The 15278-nt window shown below is 46.4% G+C and carries 5 protein-coding genes; all 5 read right to left on the bottom strand.

The features are described from left to right. Positions 1 to 220 precede the first annotated feature (220 nt). Positions 221 to 4906, bottom strand: a complete 4686-nt coding sequence (locus AUC31_RS18005; protein ID WP_058383004.1) for a cell wall-binding repeat-containing protein — start codon at positions 4904 to 4906, stop codon at positions 221 to 223. Positions 4907 to 6198: 1292 nt separating this feature from the next. Beyond that, the gene (locus tag AUC31_RS11785; RefSeq protein WP_058383003.1) at positions 6199 to 6912 is read right to left on the bottom strand and encodes a hypothetical protein; all 714 of its coding nucleotides are present in this window, start codon (positions 6910 to 6912) and stop codon (positions 6199 to 6201) included. Positions 6913 to 6928: 16 nt separating this feature from the next. After that, a complete protein-coding gene (locus tag AUC31_RS11790; protein WP_058383002.1) occupies positions 6929 to 9190 on the bottom strand; it encodes a cell wall-binding repeat-containing protein in 2262 nt (753 codons plus the stop codon). A gap of 269 nt (positions 9191 to 9459) precedes the next feature. Next, positions 9460 to 11334 carry an LTA synthase family protein gene (locus AUC31_RS11795; RefSeq protein ID WP_058383001.1) on the bottom strand — a complete coding sequence of 625 codons (1875 nt, stop codon included), beginning with the start codon at positions 11332 to 11334 and terminating at the stop codon, positions 9460 to 9462. Positions 11335 to 12766: 1432 nt separating this feature from the next. Beyond that, positions 12767 to 15142 carry a SpoIID/LytB domain-containing protein gene (locus AUC31_RS11800; protein WP_058382999.1) on the bottom strand — a complete coding sequence of 792 codons (2376 nt, stop codon included), beginning with the start codon at positions 15140 to 15142 and terminating at the stop codon, positions 12767 to 12769. Between the last annotated feature and the right edge of the window lie 136 nt (positions 15143 to 15278).

Raw genomic sequence — 15278 nt, forward strand, 5'->3', positions numbered from 1 at the left:
TTCGAAAACGTTTACATTTTTTCTGTTTGTAATAAATGATTTGAATAAATTCCATATAAAGGGATTTATACGGAGTTCTTTTCACCTTATAAATTGGTTATCACTTCATTTTAAGTTCGTCTCACTGATGAGTTTCTACTATTATAATAGCGACTTCAATCAGATTTGAAATAGAGCATTAAAAAGCGGAGCGCCCGAGGGCACTCCGCTTTCATAAGTCTTACTTATTGTTCAAGTACTCGTCCAATTGCTTCAAGATGTCATCGGATACGGCTTGTGATCCACCGATCACTTTCACGTATTCAACGCCATTCTTCTGCAAGTGTTCGCCAAGTTCTGCTGGTACGGATTTTCCTACCAAGTAGACGCCAGTATCATCTTTCGCTGCCAGCGCGCCGCCTGCTAGAGCATCCGCATAAGATTTGCCTGTTGCTACGTAAACTGTATCAGTTGGGTTGCCGAAGTATTTCGCCACTTCAAGTGAAGTTTTGTAACGGTCAGCACCGCTGATACGGAATGAGTTAGGAAGCTCGGAAGCTGCCTTCTCGCTGATAGCGCCAGTTCCACCGATGATCAAGCTGTTTTCCACGCCCAATTTCACCAATGCCGCTTTTGTTGCGTTCGGCACTGAATCTGTACGGGAAAGCAAGATCGGTGTGCCTTCAGATCCAGCATAGCTAGCTACGCTTAGAGCATCCGGGAAGTTCGTGCCGCTGACGACGATTGCAGATTCGGATTTACCGAATTTCTCAGCAATTTTCGCTGCAGTTTCGAAACGGTCTGCGCCACTGATGCGTTCTACTGTGATGCCGTCAGATTTCAATTGCTTCACGACAGCGTCAGAGATCGCGCCAGTTCCACCAAGGACGTGAACTGTTTTAGCGCCAAGGCGTTTGATTTCTTCATAAGTGTCTGCAGGCAATTTCGCTGTGCGGGACAATAGAAGCGGTGCGTCATGTTTCTTCGCAAGTGGTACGCCTGCTAGAGCATCAGCATAGTTATCGCCGCGTGCAAGGACGACTGTATCGGAAGATTCCCAGCCTTCTTGGCTCAGCTCAACTGCTGTGATGTAGCGGTCTGCACCGGAAATGCGCTCTGCGCGAAGCTCGGAATCAGAACGGTCGATCTTCACTTCTTTTTCGATCTTGTTGCCAGCTCCGTCTTCTGCAACTACCATGAACGTGTTAACGCCAGGCGCCAAGTCGACTTTCGCTGTTACTGTTTTGCTGACTGGATTAGCCAACGTGATTTCATCAAAGACGTCCTGGTTGTAAAGAACATCTCCATCAAGTGATAGTTTCACCATGTTGAAGTTGTCTTTTACCGTGATGTCGAATTCCACTGATTCCTCGTCTTGGTCAACAACGCCAGGAGCGTCGATTGCAAGCGTCGGGTTCACTGTATCCACATAAACTGGGCGGATGATCGAAGACGTGTTGCCGTTGTAATCCGTCGCTTCGAACTTCACATCGTGGCGTCCAGTTTCAAGCTCGATTGTTGTATCGAACGCAAAGCCTTTGTCTGTTTCAGTGAATTTCACTTCTTTGCCGTTCACTGTCAAAGTTTTCAAGTTTTCTTCCACTACATATCCTTTAAGCGGTACAGTGCTTGTTCCGTAAAGACCAAGTGCTGCTGGGCCGTTATCGTCTACGTAGATGACTGGTTTAACTGTGTCATCTGCATTCGAGATGGCATAACCCAAGTTGTATGCATGGTCATAAACTACGACTTCGATCAAGTCAGCTTCTGATGCATCCAAGCCGAATTCATCAAGATCAACAACTTTTTCGTCTGCTCCGAAGTAACCTTCAACCGGCAAGCGTTCGCCATCAACATTGACGGAGAATTGCTTGACGCCTACACCTTCATCGGACAAGGAAACTTCCAATGTGTTGTCTTCTTCATTTACAGTAACAGAAGCTTCCGGTGCAGTTGTATCGATGTAAACTGGCAATGATTTGCTCTGCCAATCTGCTTCTTCGTAGTCAACTTTCGCTTTGTACTCATATTCGTACAAGCCGTCTGCTGCCACTTCACCTTTCACTTTGCCGTCCCAAGCGCGCGCGTTCACGTAGCTAAGGAACGTGCCAGTTCCACCGTTAAAGTAGTTTTTACGGACGTCTTTTTCGATGTTGACTGTACGGACTTTCTCGCCCGCTTCGTTCAAGATGTTTGTTTGCAATTCATCCGCATTACGGAGAAGCGTGATGTTTCCGTTGATCTTATCGTGCAAGCCATCGCCATTTGGTGATACTGGATAAACCCATTCGCCATCGACTTCTACTAGGTCATAGTAGTAAGCTTCGCCGTCATAGTCCACTCCATCGTCAGCATCTTTGACTCCTAACAAGTCATAATACTGCTGGTAAAAATGCGGCTCGTCTTTTTCTTCAACTCCGAAGGAATCAATGATATCTGGACGGTCCCATTCGCCGTAGAAGCTGATATATGGCAAGACCAAATCAGGATTTGACGATCCTTCTTCAGCTGTCAATTTCACAAAGCCTTCGACAAAGACATCTTCTTCAAGCGCTTTTGTGATGGCGTTGCCGTCTTTATCAAGCCCTGGCACTTTGCCTTCGCTGATATCGACTGTCACTTTCACATCAACTGTTCCGTTAGCCGGTACAGTCACTGTTTCAGGAGCAGAAACTTTCGCTCCTTCAAGAGCGCCTGATTGAAGCAAGTTGGAAGTTACTGCGCCTTCTTCTTGGAACATATCAACTAACACTGAAGTGTCAACCGAATACGTTGCTGCTTCATTAGACAAGTTTTCAGCTTTCAACGTGAACGTGAAGGAATCTCCTGTGAAGTCTTTGACATTCACTTTCGCTTCGTTCGTCGATTTTTCAGTCATAATAACTGGCGTAGTGACAGCGCCGTTAAGCTGCATCATCCCAGCGCCTTGGCGGCGAGGTGAGATCGTGTCGCCTGATTTACCGTGCGTGATGTCCGCAGTGTTTAGCAGTAATACTTTTGCAAGGCGAGTACGTTCTTCTAATGAAAGGTTTTTGAACTCGTCATGGTTTTTCAAGTATTGCTGAACAAGTGCTGCGCCGCCCGCAACGTGTGGAGCTGCCATAGACGTTCCGCTCATTACGCCGTATTTGTCGTTTTCAAGCGTCGACAAGATATTTCCGCCTGGTGCAGACAATTCAGGTTTGAACTCAAGGTCCGGTGTTACGCCCCATGACGTGAAGTCTGTTGCACGGCCCACTTCAGGTCCTAGCTCTTTTCCTGTTTGTTCAATATCTGCGCCAAGTTCGCCGTCTTCAGCAAGTGCTGCTTCAAGCTCCAAACCTTGTGCTCTTGTAATCTTCATGAATGGGATATCCCAGCCGCCTTGGTCTTTGTAGAATATTGGGCTATCGGAGTTATAAACGATGATTCCTGCTGCTCCAGCTGCTGCTGCCCAGTTCGTTTTATCAACGAATGTGTGTGCACCACGTTCGACAACAACGACTTTTCCTTCTACATCGATGCCTTCATAGTCTGATGCAGCACCCAATGCGTCTGATTTCCCTGTCAATTCTTTCAAGGATACAACTTCAATGTCGTCGCCTTCTACTTCGAAGTCAGTCCAATCATCAACACCAAATCCTTCTACAGTGAAACCATCGAACTCAACATCATGCGTGAAGTGATTTACTACGTTTCCAGTAGCTGCGACTTGGATTGTATCCTTGTTAAGTCCTGGAGATCCAACCAAACCGTAATCCGGGTTGTCGTAATGCGGGTTATCGTAGCCGTAGCCGATATGCCCTGAGTTACCAGCTGATACAGCTGAAACGATTCCGTTGTTTACAGCGTTTGTGATGGCTTTGTCTTCTGCGCTATCAGCGTCATAGAACGAAGAAGTTGAACCTAGGCTCATGTTCAATACATCAGCGCCAAGCTTAACAGCATCGTCGATTGCCGCTAAATAAATATCAGAGAAAGTTGATGGGAAGTTGACGTCATTCGAGAATACTTTCATCCCTAGGATTTGGGATTCTGGAGCTACCCCTTTTAGGCCGCCTTCGCTTTCGTCTCCGTTAGCTCCGACTGTTCCTGCAACGTGCATGCCGTGCATGGAAGCGTCTGGACCATCGTCTTGGATTTCGGCGTTTTTATCATAATAGTTATAAGCATAAGGAACTTTAACGTTTTGATAAGCACCTTTCAAGCCGTCTTTTGAGATAAGTCCTTCAACATCGGATTTCGTCAAATCAACTTTTGAGTCGTCAGAGATGTTGAAATCTTTATGGTCAGGATCAATTCCTGTATCGATTACAGCAACGACCATGCCTTCACCTTGGAATTTGCTGTCAGCCCATACTTGACGCGACTGAATGAAATCATGGCTCGTCGTCATATCTGGCTTAGCTTCTGGTCTTTCATATTCGTTTGCAATATATACGTTCTTAACGTTCGGCAATTCTTTGATTTTCTCAACGTCGCTGAATTTAACTACGCCACTGAAACCATTGAATGCCGTCGTATATTCATATTGGGAGTTTAGCTCGACGCCTTTGGAAGAAATGGATTTCTTCACGGTTGAATGCGTTTGCATTAACTGAGTTTCAATCTGCTCTTTTTCAGCTTTAGCAAGCGTCTTGTATTGAACGCCTTTTGCAGATGCCACTTCAACTGCTGATTGGCCTTCAATTTCAACAATGACGCGAACTTCTTCGTTCGGGTCTAATGCATCTTTTTGTACCATATCATTTTTCTCTTGTTTCTTAAGCTGCTTGATCAGCTCTGCTTTTTCGTTGGAAAGAACGTTGATTGCCTGCAAATCTTTATCACTGGCTTTCTCTTTGTCGCCAGATGTAGCACTTGCAGTCATAACACCGTTACTTGCAACTAAACCTGCGATCATAGCAACAGATACAAACTTTTTCCAAGTCTTTGAACCGTTTTGCACAATGTAGCCTCCCCTAATGTTTTTTCGAGGAAATTCACCCTATGTATAATACCCACTTATGTACGCATTTCCTCACAGATAAAATAGTAACAATAGTCATACAATTATGTCAATATGTTATTTGAATATTCTTGTGAATTGAATTACTGGAATTTAATAGAAATCATTTAAGCATAAAAGATGACTAAACGGACAATATATTCCTGCAAAACGCATGTGCTTAAGGAACCTTTTCGCAAAAATAAATTTTCGAGTATCGAATTATAAAGGGTATTTTAGCCTATTATTATTACGTTTTTTCTCTTCAAGTTGGATTTTCTAAAAATACTGGGTATAAATAATACTTGTCCCGACAGATCTGAGCTTCAGAAAAAAATATGTATTTTTTTCTAGTATTTTTTTATTTTTTGCTAGTTTTCTTGCCATGCTTTTCTTTTGGAGAGCTTATTTCTGGGAACTCTAAGAGAGATGACCGGAAATGAGGCTTTGGATAAAGAGCAGATAGTAAGTTTTTTAATGTAGAGAAGTTTCGACATTTGATTTGTGTTACATGTTGGTAGTCGCCGCCTTGCTTTGGGTTGGCCTTTGGCAATAAGCCAGAAAGAACGCCTGTCTTACTGCGTCGGCTCATCCTTGGCGCCGGGCGGCTGAGAGATTTCGTTGATTCGGGTGCGTTTAATCAGATCTGCTTCTGTATGCAGTTGCCGGCTAGTGGGGGAATCGCTTCCCGGGATACAGCATCTGGCATATTATATGCTTGAGTTAAAAACCTTGTTGGAGTATGAGAAAGGACCAGACTCTCTGTATCAAAGATGATTTAAGCCACAACGCATGAAGCATTTCTACATTTTCTGTCGAGTGAACAGAAGAAATTTCCTTCCCCTTTTAAAAAGAGAGACGGAGTGGAAGGGGGCTGACGCCTGTGGGACCGCGCGGGCTGGCGAGACAAACGTGCCGCGCTATTTGGCACGTTGGCTCAACACCCGCCCCTATCCCCGGGCAGCTGAAAGCGCGACGTCCTGTCGCATCAGCTGCATGACCCGCCTCCTGCAGGCCCCAAGCAGCTCCCTGCAACGAAGTCGCAAAGCGGATGCTTTTCCTATCACTTCTTTATTCATTTCGCAGTTTAAGTCGCATCAGCTGCATAACTCTTATCCTATGAACCCAAAGCCTGCGCCTGCAACGCAGTTGAACAAATAAAGCTTTTCCAATCACTCCTCTATCACCTCCCTAGCTCAATTGCATTTCCACAAAAAAAGAACCATCCGCCAGAGGCAGATGGTTCTTCGTTTTTATTCGTAGCTCACCAATTCCACAACAGATTCCTGTTTGTCGTCTCCATTTGCCACTACTGTTTTTTCCTGGATGAATCCAAGATCAGGAGCGAAATAGCGTGTCATGGTCGTTACTTGATCGGATGATTCGGATTTCAGGACTTGCTCGACGACCAAGACGTCTTCGAATGTTCCTGCTTGTGTTTCAAGCGTTTCATCATTCGATGTGACGATCCATTCGCCTTCTGTGCTATTGGCTTCATCGATCATGACGACCGGCGCGTTCATCGGCACCAATCCTTCGATCGAAATGTCGCGCTCGCCTTCGAGTTCAGATGTTTCGATCAGCATGTTCATGGACGACTCTGTCCACTCCGTCACTTCAATCGTAGCAGCTTCGCCGAATGTAATTTCTTCGAGCACTTGGTTGCCGGATACTTCTAGTACTTCACGCGTCAATTCGAAGTCTTCCACTTGGAACTTCTTGACGAGTCCGAGTTCAGGCATGTAAAGCTGCAAGCCTGTTGGGTCTGTCACTTCGATTGGTGCGTCTTCAGGAGCTTCTTCGGTTGCTTCCACTTCTGTTTCAGTTGTTTCTGTTTCCGTGGCTTCGGTTTCGGTTGTTTCTGTGCCGCCTGTGCCGTTATTAGCGTCTTCCGCAGAATCGGTCACAGCGGTGCCACAGCCGCCAAGCAGGACGGCTGAAAGCAAAAGACCACTGAATTTCTTCATGTATATAACCACCTTATCATTTTTGCATTGCGTTGATCGTTGTTTTCACAGATGGGTTGATGGCGCCGCCGATATAGTACGTGCGGTTGATCAATTTCTCTGTGCTGTGTTGAGTCAATGATGTTGTTAAATCTGATGGCATTGCGTCATCCGGCACTAGGAATAGCGGCGCGTTGTAACGGGCAGACACTGCCGAAGATACGAGCGCATCCGGATAGTTTGTACCAGTTGAAACGATCAAGCGGTTGGACATGAAATCATCTGCGAAGAAATCGATCGCAGCTGTTCCAGTTTCGTAACGTGTTTTACCGGATAGGCGGCGGACGCCGTCAGCACCGATTTCACGTTTAACTGCTGTTTCCAATGAAGCTGGCACTGCAGATGTTCCACCGATGATGACGACTTCGTCACCGAAAGCTGTTTTCAAGCTGTTCGGCACAGGCAATCCTTCACGGACCAGCACGATCGGCCAGTTTTTCACGACGGCAACACTCGCTGCAGTCAAAGCATCTGGGTAGTTATCACCAGCTGTGACGAAGACGCCATCAGCAGAAGGCAGTTTTGCGTTGATTTTTTCGTTTGTTTCATAGCGTGTTGAACCGGACAGGCGCTCTGTGCTCATGCCCATGCTCTTCAGCTTGCTTTCGACTGAAGTCGAGAGTGCAGCTGTTCCGCCGACCATAATGACGTGTTTCGCTTTCAAGCGTTTCAATTCTTGCTCAACTTCTGCCGGCAAAGCGCCTGCTCTGCTCAAAAGAATCGGTGCGTTGCCGTAATGTGCGGCAAGCGGACCAGCTGACAAGGCATCCGCGTATTGCGCAGATGTCGCAAGAACTACTGTCTTTTGCGCTTTTGTAGAAGCAAAGCCGTTCGGGTAAAGCAATTTCGAAACCGCGACAGCCGTTTTCAAGCGGTCAGAGCCTTCGATGTTTTGCGGTGTGTAGGAATACTTTGTTTTGTCTGTGTTCGTAAAGATGACTTTCTTTGCCCACACATCATACAATTCGGAGTTTGGCCAGTTGCGCGCATAGTCGCGGGCTTCCTCACGGTTGTAAAGGTGGACCATCTCGCCTTTGTCTTTCGAACGGACGATGAAGTTTTTGCGTTTAAAGTTCGACCAGACGGTGTCGTCTTCAAGCGTCGACTCATCGATTACGGATGCTTGCGATAATTTGCCAGCTCGGGCAATCGCCGCTTCTTCCTGATAGAAACGCTCCACTTCTTTATCACTGCCGTCTAGGACTACGTATTTCTTCGGCAAATAATTGGACCAAAGCACAATGCCGGTTGTCGTATGGACAACGCGTGTGTTCTTCCATTTTTTCGCTTCGTTGATCGCTTCTTGTTCTGTACCGAATAGATTATCTTTCATTTTTACGGATGGATGATAAATGCCATAGACTAATGGGCGTTCAACCGGTTCCGGATCTGGCTTTGTTGCGCCGTCTACTTTTCCGGTTTTCTTATGGATCACATAACTGCCTGAAACAGTTTTCGAGTAATTCAATGCATCGGTTTTCGATGTATAGTGTTTGATTGCTTTGCCGTTTTTGTCGTTGACGACATAAACGTTGAAGAAATCATCTACGCCTTTTGCAACATTCGCTGCAACTTTCTGTTGGAACCAAGCTTGCTTAATCATCGCTTCTTCTGTCGGGTTGGACATATACCCAACTTCAAGCAGCACAGCTGGCACGTTTGATGTACGTGTTACGTAAAGGCTGTTTGCGACGATGCCGCGGCCTTCCTTAACGCCTGAATTGATGACTGCGCGGTGCGTGTTTGTTGCCAAACGTCCGCTTTCCGGCGAGTAATGGCGTTGCAAGACGGATGGTGGATACGACGAACTCGCATATCGATTGTCGAAGTAATACGTTTCGTATCCGCCGTATGTAGGTGAACTCGTCGCATTGTGGTGAACGGACATGAACACGGTATTGTCATTATTCCCGCTTGCAATCATGCCGTTTGCGACTTTCATCCGCTCGACGAGATCCGCACTGGATGAAATGCGTGAAAACTGGACATCGGATGTTCTGGTCATGTGAACGACAAATCCTCTTTTCTCTAGTTCGGATTTCAATCGCTTCGACACTTCCATATTGGCGTGTTTCTCGTAATAGCCGGTTCGGTTTCCTGAGTAACCGGCCGTTCCGCCATATGCTCCTCCGTGTCCCGGATCTAAAATAACAGTTGGTTTACCGGCTGCCGAAGCAGTTCCGGTTCCCATTCCAATGGCTAGCAGCAGCAACAGCACGAACAAAAGTTTCTTTTTCAATGCTACATTCCCCTCTTTCTGACCTAATAGTACGGGGGAAAATTAGGAGAAACAAGAGAATTTTACAATATTTTCTTAAAATGATTCTTTATACAGCGTTTAAAAGTGAATTTTTCAGACGTAAAGATAATAGTCCTATGTAAATTACGAAAAACCCTCTAATTGTATACACAATTTAGGTATTTATAACCAATATCTTTTTATTGATTATGCAATAAATTTGCATTATCATTCGTAAATTTGAATTAACAAAAAAAACCAGAGAAGAGTTAACTCTCTTCTCCGGTCTCTGTTTCTTCGTCGTCATCCAGGAAATTGCTCAGTAATGCATCGGAATGGTTTAAGATTTTCAACGCTCTTTCCTGCTGCGCTTCAATGATTTCAGCCTCCGGTTCGATCCGCTCCATCGTCTCGAAGTCGTAATAACGTTCCGGATACCGTGCGTTCTCCCCTAAGTACATATGGTCTCCCGTAATGTAAGAACCACCTGGGAGATAATAGCGCACTGCAAGCAGGTTATTCTCATATTGCAGCATATTATGCCCGACCATCGGCGCTTGCGGTTCGATGCCCATCAAATTCATGATGGTTGGCATCATGTCCACTTGTCCGCCAAAATTCGAATTCACTTCCGACTCTAATGCTCCAGGGGCTGCGACAATGAACGGCAAAAGAAAACGATCTTTCAATGAATAAGTATGCCCGAGCAAGTCGGCCATCAGCTCGTTGTCCTCTTTTGTCATTGGCCGGCCATGAAGCCCTGAGTGGTCGCCGTTGACGACAATTAGGGAATCTTCATAAATGCCTTCCGCTTTTAGGAAATCGATGAATTCCCCTACTGCTTCATCGGCGTACCGGATGGATTGCAGGTAATTTCCTGTGTAGGTATCTACGTATTCTTCCGGCAACTCCAAATACTTGTCTTGTTCACGCACTTCAAAAGGCGTATGGCTCGTTACGGTCATCAAGTTTGCATAGATTTTTTTCCCAGAGGCGATTTGCTCTTGTATTTCACCTTCTGCAAACTCGAACATCGTCCGGTCGGATGGCCATAACCCAATCATGTCTTCATTCGGAATCTCATCGCTCGAATACGCATAATCAAATCCAAGCGATGGGTACAATTCCGCGCGGTTCCAATACTCCAGCTTGTCCGCATGGTAAGTCGTCGTATAATAATCACGCTCATTGAGCATATTGACAAGCGATGGCAACGGGCTGCCGTTCAAATAATTGACCGTCGGATCCAAGCCTCTCGTCAACAGTGACATATGCAATAGCCACTCGGCATCGGATGTGTTGCCTGCACCGATCTGTTGGAACATGCGGTCAAAATACAGGCTGTCGCCAAGCAGTTCGTTGAGATTCGGCGTCAACTCCTGCCCATCGATCGATTGGTTGATAGCGAAGTTCTGCAGGGATTCGACTTGGATGATGAACAAGTGGCGATCTTTTGCGATGCCGAAGCGATCGTGTTCCGTATAAGGCACAAACTCGTTGCCTTTCAGCTTAGCCAGCTCCTCATCCGAAATTAAATGCATTTGGGCTGACGCGCTATTTTGCTGTGCCGCCTGGACCAATTGAGTCTGGACAAAGCCTTGTTCCTTGGCGAATAAAGTCATATCCAAAATCGGCTTTTGCAAAGCAACTACAGTTGTCGCTACACTCAGCACCACCAAAACAATTGCTGCAACGCTTATTTTTTTACGGTTTTTCATTGCCAACGGCCGCTTCCAATACAGGACGAACAATGCGATATAGACCACAATATCCGCAAAGAACAGGAAGTCAAGCGGCGCATACAATAAGCTCACCGTTTCTATAACCGATCCGGCTTGATCGCCTTGCTGCAAATCAAAATAGCTCGGCACGGTCTGGAAATAGCGCTCATACCAGACGATCGAAACAAGAAGCGCCGAAACGAACAGATTGTAGATTAACGCAACGAGCGGGCTGATCCGGCGCAGCACGACAAACAGCAATACCGGCAAGAGCATGAATACCGGAAAGTCGATCGCCACGAGCCGTAGCCAGGATACTTCACCATAGACTAGGGTTCGGAATACCCCCAGCTTAATGAGCAAAATGACGGATAAAATCACTAATACCAGCAGCGGGGAATTAAGTTTTTTTGTCTTTTTCATAATAAACACCTCGTAATCAATGAATCCATCATAGCATTATTATTACAATTATTACAATAGAGCTAATATTAGGTAAAGACGCACGACCATAGGAAAGGGTTCCCTAATAGCCCCTCATCCCTTGAGTGGCAAGGTATGGCGCTTATTTTTGATGTATTGTGATTTTACGAAAAATTAATGAGGGAGATTGGGCTGCTATATTCTTCATGGAGTTTCAGACTAATTCAGCACGGCTTTTTTATAGCATGTGTAGGAAGTAGAAATTGAAGGGTTGTGTGTAACATTATTTCGATGTTCGATTTGGCTTCACGTTGCTAGTCGCCGCCGAGCTTTGGGTTGGCCTCTTGCCATAAGCCAGGAAAAGCACCTGTCTTACGGCATCGGCTCACCCTTTTACGCTCGGCGGCTTGGAGATTTCGTTGATACGAATTCGTTTAGTCAGATCTGCTTCTGTAACTCTTTGCCGGCTAGTGGGGGAATCGCTTCCTGAGTCGAGCGCATGTTGAGGCTTGCGAGGGTTTGCTTGTGAAATTGTTTCTGTGCTCTGTTCGAACTTCACTTGAATAGTCGCCGCCGGGCTTTGGGTTGGCCTCTTGCCATAAGCCAAGAAGACCACTTGTCTGACGGCATCGGCTCACCCTTGGCGCTAGGCGGCTGAGAGATTTCGTTGATTCGGGTGTGTTTAGTCAGATCTGCTTCTTTATTCAGTTGCCGGCTAGTGGGGGAATCGCTTCCTGAGTCGAGCGCATGTTGAGGCTTGCGAGGGTTTGCTTGTGAAATTGTCTCTGTGCTCTGTTCGAACTTCACTTGAATAGTCGCCGCCCTGCTTTGGGTTGGCCTCTTGCCATAAGCCAAGAAGACCGCTTGTCTTACTGCATCGGCTCACCCCTTTACGCTGGGCGGCTATGAGATTTCTTTGATTCGGGTGTGTTTAATCAGATCTGCTTCTTTATTCAGTTGCCGGCTAGCAGGGGAATCACTTCCTGCGATGCAGCATCTGGCATGTTGGTGCTTCAGTCGAAATGTTTAGTCAGAACTAACTAGTCTCTCTACACCAAAGATGACTTGAGCTAAAAACATGAAGCATTCCCACATTTTACGTCGAGTGAACAGAAGAAAATTTCTTCCCCTCTAAAACTAGAGACGGAGTGAAAGGGGGCTGACGCCTGTGGGACCGCGCGGGCTGGCGAGACAAACGTGCCACGTTCTTCGGCACGTTGGCCGGGCACCCGCCCCATCCCCGGGCAGCTGAAAACGCGACGTCCTGTCGCATCAGCTGCATGACTCGCATCCTGCGAGCCCCAAGCAGCCCCCTGCAACGCAGTCGAAAAGCCGAAGCTTTTCCAATCCCTTTTTTCAATCACTTCATTATTAATTCTCACACAAAAAGCCGCCCTGGTGAGGACGGCTTTTGGTAGATCATCGATACTATTTATTTCACAAATTGGGAAGTGTGTTCGATGGATACGTTCTGGTAATAGAAATTCAAGATTTGTTCGGCGCTGTGGCCGGCTTTGGAGCGATTATAGGATCCCCACTGGCTCATGCCGATACCGTGGCCGAAGCCGCTGCCGTCCATGACGAAACGGTCTGCTGTGTCCACGACGTCAAAGTCGACGCTCTTCAAGTTCGCCCCGCCCATCAATGTACGGAAGGCGGTCATGTTTGGTGAGCTGCCTGCTTTGTATGTGATGATGGCTTGGTGCTTTTTCAATGATGAACCGATGTATTCGTTGCTTGCTGTTTTCAAGGCAGCTGGAATGACCGATTCGCCGCCAAGATAATAAGCTTGGTCTTTTGTCAGTTTGCTGATTTGTTCCATATGTTCAGCCGGTAAACGCTCCGGATCTGGGTGCAGCATCAGAATTGGCGAGTTCGTTTTCGCTGCAAGCACAGATCCTGCGAGGGCATCGACAAATGAATGCGCGTTGCCGACCACTAGGTTTTTGCCGTTCATCGGTAACAGTCGATTGATTTCCAGGCTGGTTTCGACGCGGTCTTTTCCGCTGATGCGGTTGCTCAAGATGCCGCGGTCAAACAAGGCTGTTTCAACTGTTTCCGGGACAGCCGTCGTACCCCCGATCAAGATGGCTTTTTCAGTGGATTGGTTTTCCAAGAAAGAAAGTGTCGCTTCCGGGCTCTTGTCACCCATATGGATGATGATCGGCAGTTGATGCGCTGCTGCATACGCGGATGCAGACAAGGCATCCGACGAATTGTCGTTGCCTGTTGCGAATAGCACGGTTTGCATTTGCCCGATTTCCTTCGCAATCAATAACGAAGTTTCTGAGCGGGTTTTGCCTGCTAGACGCTTGGTCTGGAATCCTTTTTGGTTTAATTCATTTTCGACGTTTTCAGAGATGGCTGAAGTTCCACCAAGCAAATAAACTGTTGCGCCTTTAACGGTCTGCTGCTCCAAGAAGTTTTCGACTGAAGACGGCAAGCTGTCATTTCGGGTCAATAAGACGGGTGCGCCGTGTTTATGCGCTAGAACTGTTCCGGCCAGTGCATCTGCCGGGACATCTCCGCGGCCAAGAACGATGGCAGGCGCTTTTTCAGTGCCGGCTGTTTCTTTCGCAATTTCAACGGCTGTGTCGTAGCGGTCTTTGCCGGCTAATGTTTTCGAGGCAGCACCTGCTGCCATGTCGAAGTTCAATGCCCCGTTTTTGCTGTTGCGGATATAATAGTCCATTTCAAGCGTGATGGATTGGACTTTCCCGGTATTCGAGAAGTTTTCGGTTTGGATGTTATTGATGGATGCGATTTTGATCGATTCGACAGTCGAATCTTGTGCTTTTGCTTTTTTCAATAAATCTTTTTTGAAATTGGTGAATGTCGTTTTGCTTTGTTCGCCGACAAGTGCGCTGTTCAAGTTCAATTCGCCTGTCGTATTCCACCAAGTGGCCGGAGCCATCAAATCAGCTGTTGCAGGCAGTTGCTGCTTAAGCCAATTGAGTTTCCATAAAACACTTTTCGTGTCGAATTCATCTTTTTGCGTAGCCGAGAGATATGGCAGTTTGCCAGACCAGTATTGCTCAGGTAGTTCAGTCTGCCCCCCGTTGCTTGATGAGAAATAAGCGGTGACGAAACCTTTTTGGCCATCCGCTTTTTTATAAGTGAGGATTTGCCCTTGTGTTTCATCAACTGCACGGTTCGTATATTCGTAAGCTGATTTGTAATGAGGGGATAATGGATCCCACATAAAGCCTTTGTATACTTGGAAAGTCGTCGTGTCGTCGATTTCCAATGTGCTTTGGCTCATTTTGGAGAAAACATAGGAACGGGCTGCGATCGCTTGTGCTTTCAAGGATTCCATGCCCCCGCTTGCTCCCCAGCTGGCCGGGCTTTCAGATGGCACAACGCCTTTTAGGTAATCTTCAAATGGCAAAGAGTTGACCGGTTGGATTTTTGTCGTGCCGGACATGCGGAATAGGATGGTGCCGAGATATGGATGGATCGTCTGGGATCCAGGCTTATAAAGATGGATGTTGTTAGCCTTTGAATATACAGACGGTTCAATCGTCACCGTGTTCAATCCGCTTTTCAAGGTTTGGCTGCCTTTTTTCAAGACCAGTTTGCCGGATGATACTTGTACTTGGTAACGCGTGCCTTTTTCCAACTTTACGGTTTTGTCTTCTTTTAATTGCGAACTGCCCTGCGGAATGAAATCAAAGCTAGTGTTTGTGCCCAAGTTATTGGTCAACCGCACTTTGACTGTGAAATCGTCCGCTGCAGAAACGTTGGCTGCCCCTCCAGCAAGAACGCCGATAAACAATAGCATGGCCAAACCCTTCAGTAAAATTCTCAATGCTTTTCCCCCTAATAGTGATGTTTTAAATGAACATTCTCTCTTTTTTAACAGTATATTCTAGAATTTTATTAAAAGGTACATAAATTTTCTAAATATTTGTAAATAATACCACCAATGAAATTTACTTTCCCTA

Origin of the sequence: Planococcus rifietoensis (assembly GCF_001465795.2) — a bacterium.
Classification (GTDB): domain Bacteria; phylum Bacillota; class Bacilli; order Bacillales_A; family Planococcaceae; genus Planococcus; species Planococcus rifietoensis.

What these genes read in the sequence shown, in the direction of transcription:
- AUC31_RS11785 (WP_058383003.1), bottom strand. Translation starts at nt 6,912, where the DNA reads ATGAAGAAATTCAGTGGTCTTTTGCTTTCAGCCGTCCTGCTTGGCGGC.
- AUC31_RS11795 (WP_058383001.1), bottom strand. Translation starts at nt 11,334, where the DNA reads ATGAAAAAGACAAAAAAACTTAATTCCCCGCTGCTGGTATTAGTGATT.